Annotated in this window: 15 protein-coding genes and 1 riboswitch; of the genes, 7 read left to right on the top strand and 8 right to left on the bottom strand. The window is 74.0% G+C overall.

The genetic code is table 11. From position 1 onward, the window contains the following. Positions 1-300 precede the first annotated feature (300 nt). Complete coding sequence (locus AB0I67_RS17560) at positions 301-1,092, bottom strand: L,D-transpeptidase family protein (RefSeq protein ID WP_357924238.1); 792 nt, start codon at positions 1,090-1,092, stop codon at positions 301-303. A gap of 119 nt (positions 1,093-1,211) precedes the next feature. Here AB0I67_RS17560 and AB0I67_RS17555 point away from each other — a divergent pair, with 119 nt between their 5' ends. Then, positions 1,212-1,688: a YbaK/EbsC family protein gene (locus AB0I67_RS17555; protein WP_357924236.1), complete on the top strand. Its 477-nt coding sequence runs from the start codon at positions 1,212-1,214 to the stop codon at positions 1,686-1,688. Next, positions 1,685-2,245, top strand: a complete 561-nt coding sequence (locus tag AB0I67_RS17550) for a GNAT family N-acetyltransferase (RefSeq protein WP_357924234.1) — start codon at positions 1,685-1,687, stop codon at positions 2,243-2,245. Before AB0I67_RS17555 ends, AB0I67_RS17550 begins: the two co-directional genes overlap by 4 nt. Positions 2,246-2,255: 10 nt before the next feature. Here AB0I67_RS17550 and metF read toward each other — a convergent pair whose 3' ends face one another. After that, on the bottom strand, positions 2,256-3,182 hold the full coding sequence (gene metF / locus AB0I67_RS17545; protein ID WP_357924232.1) for a methylenetetrahydrofolate reductase [NAD(P)H]: 927 nt from the start codon (positions 3,180-3,182) through the stop codon (positions 2,256-2,258). Positions 3,183-3,248: 66 nt separating this feature from the next. Here metF and AB0I67_RS17540 point away from each other — a divergent pair, with 66 nt between their 5' ends. Continuing rightward, positions 3,249-4,301, top strand: a complete 1,053-nt coding sequence (locus AB0I67_RS17540) for a polyprenyl synthetase family protein (protein WP_357924230.1) — start codon at positions 3,249-3,251, stop codon at positions 4,299-4,301. 116 nt (positions 4,302-4,417) lie between these two features. Here AB0I67_RS17540 and thiE read toward each other — a convergent pair whose 3' ends face one another. The 3 genes from thiE to AB0I67_RS17525 are packed head-to-tail and all read right to left on the bottom strand — an operon-like array spanning position 4,418 to position 6,602. After that, complete coding sequence (gene thiE, locus AB0I67_RS17535) at positions 4,418-5,059, bottom strand: thiamine phosphate synthase (protein ID WP_357924228.1); 642 nt, start codon at positions 5,057-5,059, stop codon at positions 4,418-4,420. After that, a complete protein-coding gene (locus AB0I67_RS17530) occupies positions 5,037-5,411 on the bottom strand; it encodes an Rv2175c family DNA-binding protein (RefSeq protein ID WP_357924226.1) in 375 nt (124 codons plus the stop codon). The genes thiE and AB0I67_RS17530 overlap by 23 nt, the downstream gene beginning before the upstream one ends. Before the next feature lie 30 nt (positions 5,412-5,441). After that, complete coding sequence (locus AB0I67_RS17525) at positions 5,442-6,602, bottom strand: FAD-dependent oxidoreductase (RefSeq protein WP_357924224.1); 1,161 nt, start codon at positions 6,600-6,602, stop codon at positions 5,442-5,444. 25 nt (positions 6,603-6,627) lie between these two features. Next, positions 6,628-6,739: riboswitch (TPP riboswitch) on the top strand. Here AB0I67_RS17525 and AB0I67_RS17520 point away from each other — a divergent pair. The 4 genes from AB0I67_RS17520 (at position 6,729) to pknB (ending at position 10,915) form a co-directional block, all read left to right on the top strand. After that, positions 6,729-7,925, top strand: coding sequence for an FAD-dependent oxidoreductase (locus tag AB0I67_RS17520; RefSeq protein WP_357924222.1), 1,197 nt, complete (start codon positions 6,729-6,731; stop codon positions 7,923-7,925). (Overlaps the previous riboswitch by 11 nt.) After that, entirely contained in the window at positions 7,925-8,125 is a 201-nt protein-coding gene (gene thiS, locus AB0I67_RS17515; RefSeq protein WP_357924220.1) for a sulfur carrier protein ThiS, read from the top strand. The genes AB0I67_RS17520 and thiS overlap by 1 nt, the downstream gene beginning before the upstream one ends. A gap of 67 nt (positions 8,126-8,192) precedes the next feature. Beyond that, positions 8,193-8,900 carry a thiazole synthase gene (locus AB0I67_RS17510; RefSeq protein ID WP_357924846.1) on the top strand — a complete coding sequence of 236 codons (708 nt, stop codon included), beginning with the start codon at positions 8,193-8,195 and terminating at the stop codon, positions 8,898-8,900. Between the two features lie 68 nt (positions 8,901-8,968). Then, entirely contained in the window at positions 8,969-10,915 is a 1,947-nt protein-coding gene (gene pknB, locus AB0I67_RS17505) for a Stk1 family PASTA domain-containing Ser/Thr kinase (RefSeq protein WP_357924218.1), read from the top strand. A gap of 113 nt (positions 10,916-11,028) precedes the next feature. Here pknB and alc read toward each other — a convergent pair whose 3' ends face one another. Genes alc through AB0I67_RS17490 form a run of 3 tightly spaced genes read right to left on the bottom strand, consistent with a single transcriptional unit; the run spans position 11,029 to position 14,403 of the window. Beyond that, the gene (gene alc / locus AB0I67_RS17500; RefSeq protein WP_357924216.1) at positions 11,029-11,949 is read right to left on the bottom strand and encodes an allantoicase; all 921 of its coding nucleotides are present in this window, start codon (positions 11,947-11,949) and stop codon (positions 11,029-11,031) included. A gap of 1 nt (position 11,950) precedes the next feature. Continuing rightward, positions 11,951-13,264, bottom strand: coding sequence for an allantoinase AllB (gene allB / locus AB0I67_RS17495; RefSeq protein WP_357924214.1), 1,314 nt, complete (start codon positions 13,262-13,264; stop codon positions 11,951-11,953). Beyond that, the gene (locus AB0I67_RS17490; RefSeq protein ID WP_357924212.1) at positions 13,261-14,403 is read right to left on the bottom strand and encodes a glycerate kinase; all 1,143 of its coding nucleotides are present in this window, start codon (positions 14,401-14,403) and stop codon (positions 13,261-13,263) included. Before AB0I67_RS17490 ends, allB begins: the two co-directional genes overlap by 4 nt. Positions 14,404-14,585 lie beyond the last annotated feature (182 nt).

Genomic DNA, 14,585 nt, shown 5'->3' with positions numbered 1-14,585 from the left:
CGGGACACGCCCAGCTCGTCTCCGCCGACGACGAGGACGTGCCCTTCGCCCGGGCGAGCCCGGCCGTGGCCGCCGTCCGGGAGGACGACGACCACGACCAGGCTCTTCGATGCGAGCCGCGAGCCTCACATCGCTACATCGAACATAATTTCGATCACTGCTGGTGTCAACCGGATCGCCGAACACGGGTTCGATCAATCGGTCGAGTTCGCGACAGGGCCCAGCGCGCCGGATCCCGGGAAGGCGCAGCGAAAAGGCCGCGTCCCCGGTGCGGGACACGGCCTTTCACGGCGACGGGGGCTAGCGGGAGAATCGGCCCCGGACGTGCACGGGCACGCCCTTGCCGAGCATGCCGGGCAGTACCTCGGCGACGTTCATCGGCAGCCGCACGCACCCGTGCGAGGCCGGCTGGAGAGGGACCGACAGCGCGCCGTGGAAGGCGATGCCGCCGTTGAAGAAGATCGGGTTGTAGAGCTGGCCCAGGTAGGACCGGTGCCAGCCGCTGGCCCGCCAGGTGGTCTTGTAGTCACCCGTGGGCGTGCGCGCCGAGCCGCAGAACCGCTGCGACTTGCCCTGCCAGACCGCGGTCTCGCAGTACGGCACGCCGCTCCCGGAGGAGATGTGCGAGATCAGCTTCTGCTGCCCGTCCACGTAGAAGACCATGATCTGCTTGGTCAGGTCGACCTCGACCCTGGTCGGCTTGCCGCGGGGGACGAGCACCTTGGGCGTCCTCGGGTTCTCCAGCGCCTTCCAGGTGCGGGCGCCGATGGTGCTGGTCGGCTTGATCCCGTTGACCTTCTGGAAGGCCCAGACGGCCGTCAGGGTCGTCCCGCCGTAGCGGCCGTCGGCCTTGCCCGGCTTGTAACCGAGCCCGGCCAGGCGGCTCTGCAGCCACTTCACCGCCGTGCCCTTCGCGCCCAGCTTGAGCGTCTTGCGCGGCGCCACCACCGGATCCACCACGGAGCCCGCAGCCGTCACAGGGCCCGCCGTCGCCCCCGCGACGGTCGTGGGGACCTGCTGGACCGCGGCGGACGCGGCCTGGCCGCCGCCCGCGAGAAGAACGGCTCCTGCCGCCAGGAGTGCGACAGCCAAACCCCGCTGCCGTTGGCCCACTCCCATCACCCCCATATGTCATTAACAATCGAATCAAGTGACACTAGCGCACCACCATGTCGGAGTAATTCGCCAGTCAAGCTGTTTAGAGTGGCCGCATGCCGGAAAAGTTGCATCCCACCACCGTCCGCGTGGCCGAGGCGCTCCGTGAGCTCGGCGCGGGCGGCGAGATCGTCGTCCTGCCCGAGTCCGCGCCCACCGCGGCGGCCGCCGCCGCCCAGCTCGGGTGCGAGGTCGGCGCGATCGCCAACAGCCTGATCTTCGACGCCGACGGCGCCCCGCTGCTGGTCCTGACCAGCGGGGCGCATCGCGTGGACGTGGAGCTGATCGCGCGCACGGCGGGGGCGGCGAAGGTACGGCGGGCCACCCCCGAGTTCGTGCGGGCGGCGACCGGCCAGCCCATCGGCGGCGTGGCCCCGGTCGGTCACCCCGCCCCGGTGCGCACGCTGGTGGACACCTGGCTGGCCAAGCACGAGCAGGTGTGGGCCGCGGGCGGCCACCCGCACACGGTCTTCCCGACCACCTACGAGGAACTGCTGCGCATCACCGGCGGGACCGCCGCGGACGTCGAATGATCGAGCTGCGCGACGCCGGCCCGGCGGAGTTCGCCCGCCGCCTCGACGAGGTGGTGGGCGTCTACGCCGCGGCGATGCGCCCGCCCGGCGAGCAGCTCCCGGGGCGCACGGCGATCATGCGCAGCCACACCGCCTACCCGGCCTTCCGCGGGCTCCTGGCCGAGCTGCACGGCACGTGCGTGGGCTTCGCCTACGGCTTCCACGGCGCGTCCGGGCAGTGGTGGCACGACGTGGTCTACCGGGCGCTCAGCGACGACCGTGGCGAGCTCGTGGCGGACGCCTGGCTGGGCGACGCCTTCGAGCTCGCCGAGATCCACGTGCATCCCGACTGGCAGGGCAAGGGCGTGGGCCGGGCGCTGCTCACCCGGCTGTGCGAGGGGCGGCGCGAGCGCTCGGTCGTGCTGTCCACCCACGACCAGCCCACGATCGCCCGCCGCCTCTACCGCGATCTCGGCTTCGACGACCTGCTGTCCGGCTTCGTCTTCCCGGGCGGCTGGGAGTTGTACGCCATCGCGGGCGCACGGCTCCCCCTGATCAGCACCCTGAACGAAGGCTGAAGCAGGCCGGTCAGGCCGGGGCCGCGGCGACGGCGGGCTGGATCCGCTGGAAGACCTCGGCGGTCGCGCTGGAGCGGTTGAAGGTGATGAAGTGGATGCCCGGCGCCCCCTCGGCCAGCAGCCGCTCACACAGCTCGGCGCCGTGGTCGATGCCGAGCGCGCGCACCGCCGCCGGGTCGTCCTTGACCCGCTCGAAGCGCTCGGCCACCTCGGCGGGGAACGGCGCGCCCGACAGCTGCTCGGAGCGGGCGATGGTGCTGAACTGGGTCACCGGCATGATGCACGGGATGATCGGCGTCTCGCAGCCCTGGGCGGCGACGCGGTCGCGCAGCCGGAGGTAGTCGTCGGCGCGGAAGAACATCTGCGTGATCGCGTAGTCGGCGCCCGCCCGGCACTTGCGCACGAAGTACTCGGTGTCGGCCTCGATGGACGGCGAGCGCGGATGCTTGTACGGGAAGGCCGCCACGCCCACGCAGAAGTCGCCCGACTGCCGGATGAGCCGTACGAGCTCCTCGGCGTACAGCACCCCCTCGGGGTGCTGGACCCACTCCGCGCCCGGGTCGCCGGGAGGGTCGCCCCGCACCGCGAGGATGTTGCGCACCCCCGCGTCGGCGAAGCGCCCGACAAGATGGCGCAGCTCGCGGATGGAGTGGTTGACCGCGGTGAAGTGCGCTACCGGGGTCAGCGTGGTCTCGTGGGCCACCCGCTCGACGATGTCGACCGTGCGGTCACGGGTGGAGCCGCCCGCGCCGTACGTCACCGAGACGAAGGTCGGCCGCAGCGCCTCCAGCTCCCGGATGGCCCGCCAGAGCTGCCGCTCCCCCTCGGCGTTCTTCGGCGGGAAGAACTCGAAGGAGAACGTCTGCCGGCCGGTGGCGAGGAGCTCGCGCACGGTCGGGACGCGGTCGGGGAGAGTGGAGGGGCGACCCAGTGCCATGGGACAAGGGTACCGACACCCGATGGACAGCGGGTGGCACGCCGGGCAGCCATTACGCTCAAGGGCATGACCATGGACTTCCTCCGCAGCGCGGTCGAGAGCTCGCTGACCGAGTTCGCCGACCGGCAGCGGGCGATCGTCAGTGGCCCCGAGCTCGCTCCGCTGCTCGCGGCGGCGCGTGAGCTGCTGGCCGGTGGCAAGCGCCTGCGCCCGGCCTTCTGCTACTGGGGCTGGCGCGCGACCGGCCGGCCGGAGACGCCGGCCATCGTCGCCGCCGCCGCCTCGCTGGAGCTGCTGCAGGCCAGCGCGCTCGTCCACGACGACGTGATGGACTCCAGCGACCTGCGCCGGGGCATGCCCTCGGCGCACCGCCGCTTCCAGGCCCTGCACGAGCGGTCCGGCTGGTACGGCTCAGCCGCGCAGTTCGGCGAGGGCGCGGCGATCCTGCTGGGCAACCTGCTGCTCATCTGGTCGGGCGAGATGTGGCGCACCAGCGGCCTGCCGCCCGAGGCGCTGGCCGCCGCGCAGCCGGTGCACGACCACATGCGCACCGAGCTGATGTGCGGCCAGTACCTCGACCTGCTGGAGCAGGCGCACGGCGAGAACACCTTCGACTCCGCGCTGCGCGTCGCGCTCTACAAGAGCGGCAAGTACTCGGTGGAGCAGCCGCTGCGGCTCGGCCTGACGCTGGGCAACGCCGGCGGCGCGCCCTGGATCGACGAGCTGTGCGTCGGCTACGGCACCCGGGTTGGCATCGCCTTCCAGCTCCGCGACGACATCCTCGGCGTCTTCGGCGACCCGGCCGAGACCGGCAAGCCGGCCGGTGACGACCTGCGGGAGGGCAAGCGGACGATGCTGGTGGCCAAGGCGCTGGCGGCGGCTTCTGCCGCGGAGGCGGCGACGATCCGGCGGCTGCTCGGCGACCCGGAGCTCGACGCCGCGGGGGTCGCGGCGCTCCGCTCGATCATCGAGGACACTGGAGCGTTGCAGGAGTGCGAGGACCTCATCGGGTCCTACCTGGAGGAGTCGCTGGCGGTGCTGGACAAGGCGCCGGTCACCGGCGAGGCCAAGGCGGCGCTGGCCGAACTGGCGGTCGCGGCCACCTCCCGCAAGACCTGAGCCCGCGGGCAGGACAAGTCGCGCCGCCTCCCGCAAGACCTGAGCCCGAGGGCGGGGCAAGCGGGCGGGAAAGAGCCGTGCCCGGGCTTTGCGGCCCGGGCACGAGGGATGGTCGGTCAGGTGGCAGCGGCCAGCCGCTTGGCGAACTCCGCCGCGGCCGCGCCCGGGTCCTCCGCCTCGGTGATCGCCCGGACCACCACCACGCGGCGCACGCCGTACGAGAGGACCTCGTCGAGGTTGTCCAGGTCGATGCCGCCGATGCCGAACCACGGGCGGGCGGCGCCGAGCCCGGCGGCGTGTCTCAGCAGCTCCGGGCCGGGCGCGTGGCGTCCGGGTTTGGTGGGTGTGGGCCAGATCGGCCCGCAGCAGTAGTAGTCGACCCCCTCCTCGGCGGCCGCCGCCGACGCCTCCGCGGTGGAGTGCGTGGAGCGGCCGATGAGGATGTCGTCGCCGAGCAGCTCGCGCGCGACGGGCACGGGCAGGTCGTCCTGGCCCAGGTGGAGCACGTCGGGACGGGCCGCGTACGCGATGTCCGCCCGGTCGTTCACCGCCAGGAGCCTGCCGTGCCGGTCGCAGGCCTCGCGGAAGACCTCCAGGAGCGCGAGCTCCTCGCGTGCTTCCAGGCCTTTTTCCCGGAGTTGCACGATGTCGACGCCGCCGGCGAGCACGGCGTCGAGGAAGTCGGCGAGGTCACCGCGGTCGCGGCGGCCGTCGGTGCAGAGGTAGAGCCGAGCGTCAGAAAGCGAGGGCCTGGGCACGTCGCTTGACCTCGGTGTGACGACCGGCCCTGATCGCCTCGATGGGCGAGCCGGGGAGCGAGTCGTCGGGGGTGAACAACCAGCGCAGAGCCTCGACGTCGTCGTATCCCGAGTCGAGGAGCACGGTGAGCGTGCCGGGCAGTCCCTTCATCACTTCGCCGCCGTCGAGGAAGACGGCGGGCACCTGCGGACCGCCGCTGCCCCGGCGCACGCCGAGGAGCTTGTGGTCCTTGAGGAGCTGCTTGGCGCGGCCGATCGAAAGGTCGAGCCGCTTGGCCACTTCGGGGAGCGTGAGCCACTCGTCAACGAGCTGCTCGGTGTCCCGGTCGATCTGTGCAACAGAGAGCGTCACGACACCACAACTACCACACGCCGTCCTTGCTCAAACTACACAGTCTCGTAGGGGGACCTGTGAATCCGCCAGCAGCGCCGCGTCAAGATGCTGTCCCGCTTCGATGATCCGGCGGCCCTGGACGAGGTCGCGCGGCCGGTCGACGGTGAGAATCGCGGCGAGGCGATCATCGCTGGTCAGCCAGCACGCGGTCCATTTCGGCTCGCCTTCGCCGCGGTAGAGCAGCCGCGCCTCCTGCGGGTCGCCGGCGAACTGGACCATGTGCCCGAACTGCTCCGACCAGAAGTACGGGACCGGGTCGTAGACCTCGTCCTGGCCGAGCAGCGCCGCGGCGGCCACCTCGGGGGCGCCCAGGGCGGTGTCCCAGTGCTCCACGCGCAGCCGGCGGCCGTAGCGGCGCGACCACCACGCGGCGCAGTCGCCGACCGCGACCACGCCGGGCATCGAGGTGCGCAGGTGCTCGTCGGTCACCACGCCGTTGTGCAGGTCGATGTCGGCGTCGGCGAGCCATTCGACGGCCGGCCGTACGCCGATGCCCGCCACGACCACGTCGGCGTCCAGGAACTCGCCGCAGGTCAGCCGGACGCCGCCCTCGTCCACCTCGCTCACCATGGCCCCGAGCCGCAGGTCGATGCCGTCGTACCAGGGGATGATCCGCTCCCCCACCTCGGGCGCGACGGCGTGCGCCAGCGGGGCCCGGCCGGCCTCGACGACGGTCACCGCGCATCCGGCGCGGCGGGCCGCGGTCGCGACCTCGGCGCCGATCCAGCCGGCGCCGACGACGACCACCCGCGCCCCGGCCACGAAGGTGGCCCGCAGCAGCAGGGCGTCGTCGATGGTGCGCAGCACGTGCTGCGGCCCGTCGCCGGGCAGCCGGATCGGGTCGGCGCCGGTGGCGATCACCAGGCCGTCGAAGGGCAGCTCGCCCTCGGTGGTCTCCACCACCCCCTCGCGCAGGCCCTTGGCGGCCACGCCGGGGCGGAAGTCCACCTCCATCGCCTCCAGGTCGACGTCCACGTAGGTGCGGTCCGTCTCGCCGAGCAGCACCGCCTTCGACAGCGGTGGCCGGTCGTAGGGCCGGTGGCGCTCCTGCCCCAGCAAGGTGATCCCGCCTTCGTACCCACGGCCCCTCAGGGCCTCCACGCTGCGTACCCCGGCCAGGCCCGCGCCGACCACCACGACATGATTCACGGCTCCGACCCTAGTAGGCTGGAGCCGCAAGACGCGCGGGAGTCCGGCTGCACCGGGCTGAGAGGAAGGCTGGCGGCCTTCGACCGCAGACACCTGATCCGGATCATGCCGGCGAAGGGAGCGGACATGGATGTGATCGTGGGCGGGGGCGTCGCCGGCCTCGCCGTCGCCTGGCGGCTGGCCCGCACCGGGCGTCCCGTCACCGTCGTCGATCCCGCTCCGGGCGCCGGGGCCTCCCACGCCGCGGCCGGCATGCTGGCCCCGGTCAGCGAGACCGCCTACACCGAGACCGCGCTGCTGCGCCTGGGCTCGGCCTCGCTGCGCCGCTGGCCGGAGTTCGCCGCCGACCTGGCCGCCGACCTCGGCGAACCCGACTGGGCGGCGCTGCTCGACTACCGCACCGACGGCACGCTCGACGTCGCCTTCAACGCCGACGACCTGGCCGCGCTCGACGAGCTGGCCGCCTTCATGGCCGGGCTAGGGCTGCCGGTCGAGCGGCTGACCGGGCGCGAGTGCCGGCGGCTGGAGCCCATGCTGGCCCCCTCGGTGCGCGGCGGCCTGCTGGCCGGCGGCGACGCCTGGGTCGATCCCCGCCGGCTCACCCGCGCCCTGCTGGCCGCGTTGACCCGGCTCTCCGTGCCGCTCGTGGCCGCCCGCGCGGAGGCTCTCCTCCGCTCCGGCGACCGCGTCCACGGCGTACGGCTGGCGCGATCCGACGGCGGGCCCGGCAGCGGATTCGACGGCGGATTCGGCGGCGGGCTCGACGGCGGGCTCGACGGCGGGCTCGACGGCGGGCTCGACGGCGGGCTCGACGGCGGGCTCGAGGTTCTGGAGGCCGAGCGGGTCGTGCTGGCCGCCGGGTCCTGGAGCGGCGCGCTGCACGACGTCCCGGTCCGGCCGGTCAAGGGCCAGATCCTGCGCCTGCGCTCCCCCGAGCCGCTGCTCACCCGCTGCGTGCGCGGCCTGGTCCACGGCAACCCCGTCTACCTCGTCCCGCGCGGCGACGGCGAGCTGGTGGTCGGCGCGACGCAGGAGGAGCTGGGCTTCGACACCCGCGTCACCGCGGGCGGCGTCTACGAGCTGCTGCGCGACGCCCGCGAGCTGGTGCCGGGCGTCACCGAGCTGGAGCTGGTCGAGTGCGTGGCCGGGCTGCGGCCCGGGACGCCCGACAACCTGCCCCTGATCGGCCCGGCGCCGGAGCCGGGCCTGGCCCTGGCCACCGGGCACCACCGCGGCGGGGTGCTGCTCGCCCCGCTCACCGCCGCGATCATCCAGGGCGAGGAGAGCGAGCTGGCCGCGTTGTGCTCGCCGGGAAGGTTCTGATGAAGGTGACGATCAACGGCGCCGCGCGTGAGGTGCCGGAGGGCACGACCGTGGCGCAAGCCGTACGCACGCTGACGGAGCAGACCAGCGGCGTCGCCGCGGCGGTCAACGACGAGGTCGTACGGCGGGGCGCGTGGGAGTCCACGGCGCTCGGCGACGGCGACCGCCTCGAGGTGCTGACGGCGGTGCAGGGTGGCTGAGGGCACGCCGGACCTCACGGCGGACGAGCTGGTCATCGCCGGCGAGCGGTTCGGCTCCCGGCTGATCATGGGCACCGGCGGGGCGCCGTCGCTGGAGGTGCTCGACCAGGCGCTGGCCGCCTCGGGCACGGAGCTGACCACGGTCGCGATGCGGCGGCTCGACCCGGCCGCCCGCGGCTCGGTGCTGGACGTGCTGCGCAAGCGCGACATCAAGGTGCTGCCCAACACCGCGGGCTGCTTCACCGCCGGCGAGGCCGTGCTGACCGCGCGGCTGGCGCGCGAGGCGCTGGGCACCGACTGGGTCAAGCTGGAGGTCATCGCCGACGAGCGCACGCTGCTGCCCGACCCGATCGAGACCTTCGACGCCGCCGAGCGGCTGGTCGCCGACGGCTTCGTGGTCCTGCCGTACATCGGGGACGACCCGGCGCTGGCCCGGCGGCTGGAGCAGGCGGGCTGCGCGGCGGTGATGCCGCTGGGCGCGCCGATCGGCTCCGGGCTCGGCATCCGCAACCCGCACAACATCGAGCTGATCGTCGAGGCGGCCGGGGTGCCGGTGATCCTCGACGCGGGCATCGGTACGGCGAGCGACGCGGCGCTGGCGATGGAACTGGGCTGCGACGCCGTCCTGCTGGCCACCGCGGTCACCCGGGCGCAGCGGCCGGAGCTGATGGCCTCGGCCATGCGCGCGGCGGTCCAGGCCGGGCGGCAGGCGCGGCTGGCCGGGCGCATCCCGAGGCGGCACCATGCCCACGCCTCGTCCCCGCTAACCCCGTGAGAGTCAATCCAGCATCGGTTTCGGGCGGTCAAACCCTCGCGGTGGCAAATCGCCCGTAAACTCGGCGTGTGGACACGACGACTGCGGACCCCCTCGTCGGGCGGCTACTCGACGGGCGCTACCGCGTCGAGTCCCGGATCGCCCGTGGCGGCATGGCCAGCGTCTACCTGGCGCTGGACGTCCGGCTCGACCGCACGGTCGCGCTCAAGGTGATGCACCGCTCGCTGGCCGAGGACCCGGCCTTCGTGCGCCGGTTCATCGGCGAGGCCAAGTCGGTGGCGAGCCTGTCGCACCCGAACATCGTGCACGTCTTCGACCAGGGCACCGACGGCGACGTGGTGTACCTGTCGATGGAGTACGTGCCGGGCAAGACGTTGCGCGACATCCTGCGCGAGCGGGGCCGGCTGGCGCCGCGCGAGGCGCTGGAGCTGATGATCCCGGTGCTGGCCGCGCTCGGCTCGGCGCATCAGGCGGGCATGGTGCACCGTGACGTCAAGCCGGAGAACGTGCTCCTGACCGACGACGGCCGGGTCAAGGTGGTGGACTTCGGGCTGGCCCGCGCGATCGAGGCGACCAACCAGACGCGCACCGGGATGATGATCGGCACCATCGGCTACATGTCGCCGGAGCAGGTGACGACCGGCGGGGCGGACGTGCGCAGCGACGTCTACGCGTCGGGGATCATGCTCTTCGAGCTGATCACGGGGCGGCAGCCGTACGAGGGGCAGACCCCGATGGCGGTCGCCTACAAGCACGTGCACGAGACGGTGCCGCCCACCGGCACGCCGCTGATCGACGCGCTGATCGGCCAGGCCACCGGGCACGAGCCCGCCTCCCGCTACGCCGACGCCTCGGCGATGCTGGTGGCGGCGGTCGAGGCGCACCGGATGATGCCGCACGCCTCGCTGCCGAACGGGTCGATGGGCCACGCCTCGATGCCCGGCAGCGGCGTGGGGCTGTCGGCACCGCCGGCGACCGGGCAGCACCTGCAGCCCGGCGGGCCGGGCACGACGCCGCAGCTGAGCCCGTCGCACACGCTCATCCAGCCGCGGGCCGAGGTGCCCGCCGAGCCCCGCCCGGCCAAGCGCAAGGGCGCGGGCTGGTTCCTGATCGCGCTGGCCGTGATCATGGTGGGCGCGGTCGGGGTGAGCGCGTGGTTCTTCGCGCAGCCCACCTACGTCCAGGTGCCCGACCTGCTCGGGCGGCCGGTCGAGGCGGCGCAGCGGGCGATCGTCTCGCGCGGTTTCAAGGTCAAGCTGGCCGAGGGCCGGCACGACGGGAAGGTCGGCGCGGGTCTGGTCCTGTCCACCGACCCGGTCGCCGGCACCTCCGTGGAGGAGGCGTCCACGATCACCCTGGTGCCCTCGCTCGGGCCCAAGCTGGTGACCGTGCCGGGCCTGCGCGACATGACCGAGGAGCAGGCGCGGGTCATGCTGGCCGAGGCCGGGCTCAAGGTCGGCAAGGTGCGCCGGGTGGAGAACCCGCAGGTCGCGCGGGGCAAGGTGCTGGAGTCCCGGCCGCCGGCCGGCGAGCGGGTCAAGACCGGCACCCAGGTCGAGATCCGGATCAGCGACGGCCTGCTCATGCCGGACGTGAACGGCATGTCCCGCGACGACGCCAAGGCGCACCTGGAGTCGCTCGGCCTGCCCGTGCAGGTGCGCGAGGTGGACGACGAGGCCGAGCCGTGCACCGTCATCGCCCAGGTGCCGAAGGCCAAGTCGCCGGTGGACAAGGGCATGCCGGCCGAGATCACCGTGGTCAACTGCGGGTTCAGCCTGCCGGACTGGTGGATGCGCGGCGGCGAGGACTCCGAGGCCGGGGACGACGGCCGCGAGATGCGGCTGGTCCCGACCGTGGTCGGCAAGAACCTCGGCGAGGCCCGGCAGGAGCTGGAGGCGGCGGGGTTCAAGGTGAAGATCCGGCGGCTGCTCGGCACCGGCGTGGTCCGCCTGCAGCGCCCGATCCCGCCGGACGCCGAGCGCCCGGTCGGCGCCACCGTCACCCTCTGGCACTGACCTCCGCGAACCCCGCGCGGCCCGCACCGGGGTAGTGGAGGCATGCGCGTGCACACCGCCGGGTCCACGACTTCGACTGGCACCCGGCGGCGATCAAGACCATCGCGTGGCGGTCACGTTTCTGGGGTGACGTGGCCGTGCAGGCGGACGCGGGCCAGGCCGCCGTCGGGGTAGATGTCGACCCGCACGTGGGTGACCGGCGGGGCGTCGGTGAGGCGGAAGCGGTGCGGCGCGTCGGGCTGGAGCGGCGTCCTGGGCAGCAGTTCGATCTCCCGCGGCCCGTCGAGGCCGGTGAGCGAGACCCAGCCGGGCGCGTTGTGGATCAGGTTGGTGGTGTCGATCTCGGCCAGCCGGATCACGCCGCGCCCGGCCAGCCGGATGACCAGCCAGTCGTTGCCCTCGGTCCGCCGGCGGGCGGTCTCCCAGCCCTCGGCCTGGTGCCGGGACAGGCCGGGCGCGATGACGTTGTTGGGCGAGGAGTAGAACTGGTTCGAGCACGAGGTGACCAGCCCCCCGTTGGCCAGCGCGGCCAGGTCGAGGCTCAGCCCGTCGTACACCGACAGGTCGGCCCGCACCTCGCCGTGCACCCGCAGCCGGGCCACGCCGCCGTCGGGGTAGATGTTCAGCCGCACGTGCGTGTAGCGGCGCTCGTCGTCGACCTCGAACAGGTGCTCCGCGTCGCCCTTGAGCTCGCTCCTGGGCACGATCTCGACCCAGGTCTCCAGGTCGGCGCTGGCCTCGACGGAGGCGTGCGGCGGGTAGTTGCCCTTGAACCACGCGGTGTCGATGACCACGCCGCGGATCACGCCGGGCAGGCCGAGCCGGACGACGGCCCAGTCGTGGCCGGGCTCGCGGCGGCGGCGGGTCTCCCAGCCGTCGTACACCTGGCCCTTGTTGCCGAAGGTCTCGGCGCGGAAGCCGGGCCGGCCGGGCCGGATGAGGCTCTCCTTCTCGGCGAAGGACTCGTCGTTGGCGGCGACGACGGCGCCGCCGAGGCTGCGCAGCGCCAGGTCGGGCAGGGAGGTGAAGGACACGTCAGGAGCTGCCTTTCTGCAGGAGGGTGCCGAGCGGGGGGCCGTCGGGGCGGAGGCGGCGGCCCCGGAGCCAGGTCGCGGTGACCACGCCGCGCAGGGTGCGGCCGTGGTAGGCGGTGACCGGGTTCTTGTGGTGGAGGCGGTGCTGGTCGACCGGCTGGGCGGCGTCGGGGTCGAAGGCGACCAGGTCGGCGTCCTTGCCGGGCTCGATGGCGCCCTTGGCGCTCAGCCCGGCCAGCGCGGCGGGCCCGGCGGCCATCCAGCGGGTCACGTCGGCCAGGCCGTGGCCGCGGGCGGCGGCCTCGGTCCAGATCGCGGCCAGGCCGAGTTGCAGGGAGGAGATGCCGCCCCAGGCGCGGGCGAAGTCGGGCACCTTGAGGTCGGCGGTGGACGGCGAGTGGTCGGACACCACGCAGCTCAGCGTGCCGTCGGCCAGGCCCGCCCAGAGCCGGTCGCGGTTGCCGCGCTCGCGGATCGGCGGGCAGCACTTGAAGGCGGTGCCGCCCTCGGGCACCGTCTCGGCCTCCAGGGTGAGGTAGTGCGGGCAGGTCTCGGCGGTGACCGCCAGCCCCTCGGCGCGGGCGCGGGCCAGGGGTTCGAGGCAGTCGGCGCTCGACACGTGCAGGATGTGCGCGCGGACGCCGCTCTCGCGGGCCAGCTCGATCACCCGCTCGACGGCCCGGCGTTCGGCCGAGGCCGGGCGGGAGGCGAGGAAGTCCCGGTAGCCGGGGCCGGCGGGCTCGGTGAGCAGCTCGGGGTCCTCGGCGTGCACGACCAGCAGGGCGCCGAAGCCCGCCAGCCGGGCCATCGCCTGCCGTACCTCGGGGAGGGTCAGGTGGGGGAACTCCTCGACGCCGGAGGGCGACAGGAAGCACTTGAAGCCGAAGACGCCGGCCCGGTGCAGGTCCTCCAGGTCGTCGAGGTTGCCGGGCACGACGCCGCCCCAGAAGCCCACGTCCACCGCGCACTGCCCGTCGGCGGCGGCGCGCTTGACCGCCAGGGCGGCGGCGGTGACGGTCGGCGGGACGGAGTTGAGCGGCATGTCGACGATCGTGGTGACGCCGCCCGCGGCGGCCGCGCGGGTGGCCGAGGCGAAGCCCTCCCAGTGGGTGCGGCCCGGCTCGTTGACGTGCACGTGCGTGTCGACCAGGCCGGGCAGCAGCGCCACGGCGCCCAGGTCGAGCTGCTCGGCCGCCTCCAGGGCGGCGTCGTGCGCGGCGACGGTCACGATCTTCCCGTCCCGTACGGCTACCGCCGCCGCCCGCTCCCCTGACGGGGTGATGACCCGCGTCGAGCGGATGACCAGGTCGTTCATGCCAGATGCGCCTCCGCGATCCGGGCGGCGAGCCGCTCCAGCAGGGGTCCCGCCCCGGCCATGCAGCGGGCGGGGTCGGGCTCCAGGTCGGTGAGCGCGTAGGCGGCCTCGAAGCCGGCCGCGCGCAGGTCGGCGTCGTCGAGCGAGCGCCGGCCGCAGACCGCGACCACCGGCACGCCGGCCTTGGTGGCGGCCTGGGCGACGCCCACCGGGGCCTTGCCGCGCAGCGACTGCTCGTCCAGCGAGCCCTCGCCGGTGATCACCAGCCGGGCGTCCCGCAGGTGCTCGCCGAAGCCGAGCAGGTCGAGCAGGAAGTCGATGCCGGGCCGGATCTCCGCGCCGAGGAAGGCCAGGGCGGCGAAGCCCACTCCCCCGGCCGCGCCCGCGCCCGGTGCGCCCGCGACGCCCATCGGGCGCGGGGTGCCGTCGTGCTCGACCGCGCCGACCAGGCCGTGGGTGTGAGTGGCGACGGCGGCCAGGCGGGCGAGCGCGGCGTCGAGGAGCCGGACCTCGCCGGGCCCGGCGCCCTTCTGCGGGCCGTAGACCGCCGCGGCGCCGTGCGGGCCGAGCAGCGGGTTGTCCACGTCGCTGGCGACGACCACCTCGACGCCGGACAGGTCGGCGAAGCCCGACAGGTCGATGCGGGCCAGCTCGCGCAGGGCCGCGCCGCCCGGCGCCAGCTCCCGGCCGTCGGCGTCGAGCAGGCGGGCGCCGAGCGCGGTGACCATCCCGGCCCCGCCGTCGGTGGAGGCGCTGCCGCCCAGGCCGAGGACGATCCGCCGGGCGCCGGAGCGCAGCGCGTGCGCGATCAGCTCGCCCGTGCCGTGGCTGCTCGCGGTCAGCGGCGCGAGCTCGCCGGTCAGCCGGCGCAGCCCGGAGGCCTCGGCCAGCTCGATGACCGCGGTGTCGCCGCGTCTGGCGTAGGCGGCCGGGACCGGCTCGCCCAGCGGCCCGGCCACCTCGACGCCGATCCGCTCGAAGCCGCAGGCGACCACCGCGTCCACGGTGCCGTCGCCGCCGTCGGCGACCGGCAGCTCGACGGCCCGCACCCCCAGCCCGGCGGCGACGTGCCCGGCCACCTCGGCGGCGGTCAGCGACCCCTTGAACTTGTCCGGCGCGACCAGGACGTGCTCACCCACTGCGAACTCCCGTGACGATGATGAAAGGGCGATGATGAAGAATGGACGGACGCGCCTTCCCGCCCGGTGCGAGCGGGCGGGAAGGCGTGCCCATCATCACACCCGGGCCCCAGTAGACCCGGACCGGCCCCGCCGGGGCCAGCGGCGGGAGCTCCGAAGCGCGCCGCCGGTTCGCCGCCGGG

It is taken from the genome of Nonomuraea sp. NPDC050310, from assembly GCF_040655795.1.
Classification (GTDB): Bacteria; Actinomycetota; Actinomycetes; order Streptosporangiales; family Streptosporangiaceae; genus Nonomuraea.
Note: the sequence above shows the minus strand (reverse complement) of the source record. Positions and strands in the feature narration are given on the sequence as shown.

Excerpts from the sequence above, each read along its gene's own strand:
- metF (WP_357924232.1), bottom strand. The coding sequence starts at position 3,182 with ATGGCACTGGGTCGCCCCTCCACTCTCCCCGACCGCGTCCCGACCGTG.
- AB0I67_RS17550 (WP_357924234.1), top strand. The coding sequence starts at position 1,685 with ATGATCGAGCTGCGCGACGCCGGCCCGGCGGAGTTCGCCCGCCGCCTC.
- allB (WP_357924214.1), bottom strand. The coding sequence starts at position 13,264 with ATGAACGACCTGGTCATCCGCTCGACGCGGGTCATCACCCCGTCAGGG.
- AB0I67_RS17555 (WP_357924236.1), top strand. The coding sequence starts at position 1,212 with ATGCCGGAAAAGTTGCATCCCACCACCGTCCGCGTGGCCGAGGCGCTC.
- thiS (WP_357924220.1), top strand. The coding sequence starts at position 7,925 with ATGAAGGTGACGATCAACGGCGCCGCGCGTGAGGTGCCGGAGGGCACG.
- AB0I67_RS17520 (WP_357924222.1), top strand. The coding sequence starts at position 6,729 with ATGGATGTGATCGTGGGCGGGGGCGTCGCCGGCCTCGCCGTCGCCTGG.
- AB0I67_RS17540 (WP_357924230.1), top strand. The coding sequence starts at position 3,249 with ATGACCATGGACTTCCTCCGCAGCGCGGTCGAGAGCTCGCTGACCGAG.
- AB0I67_RS17510 (WP_357924846.1), top strand. The coding sequence starts at position 8,193 with ATGGGCACCGGCGGGGCGCCGTCGCTGGAGGTGCTCGACCAGGCGCTG.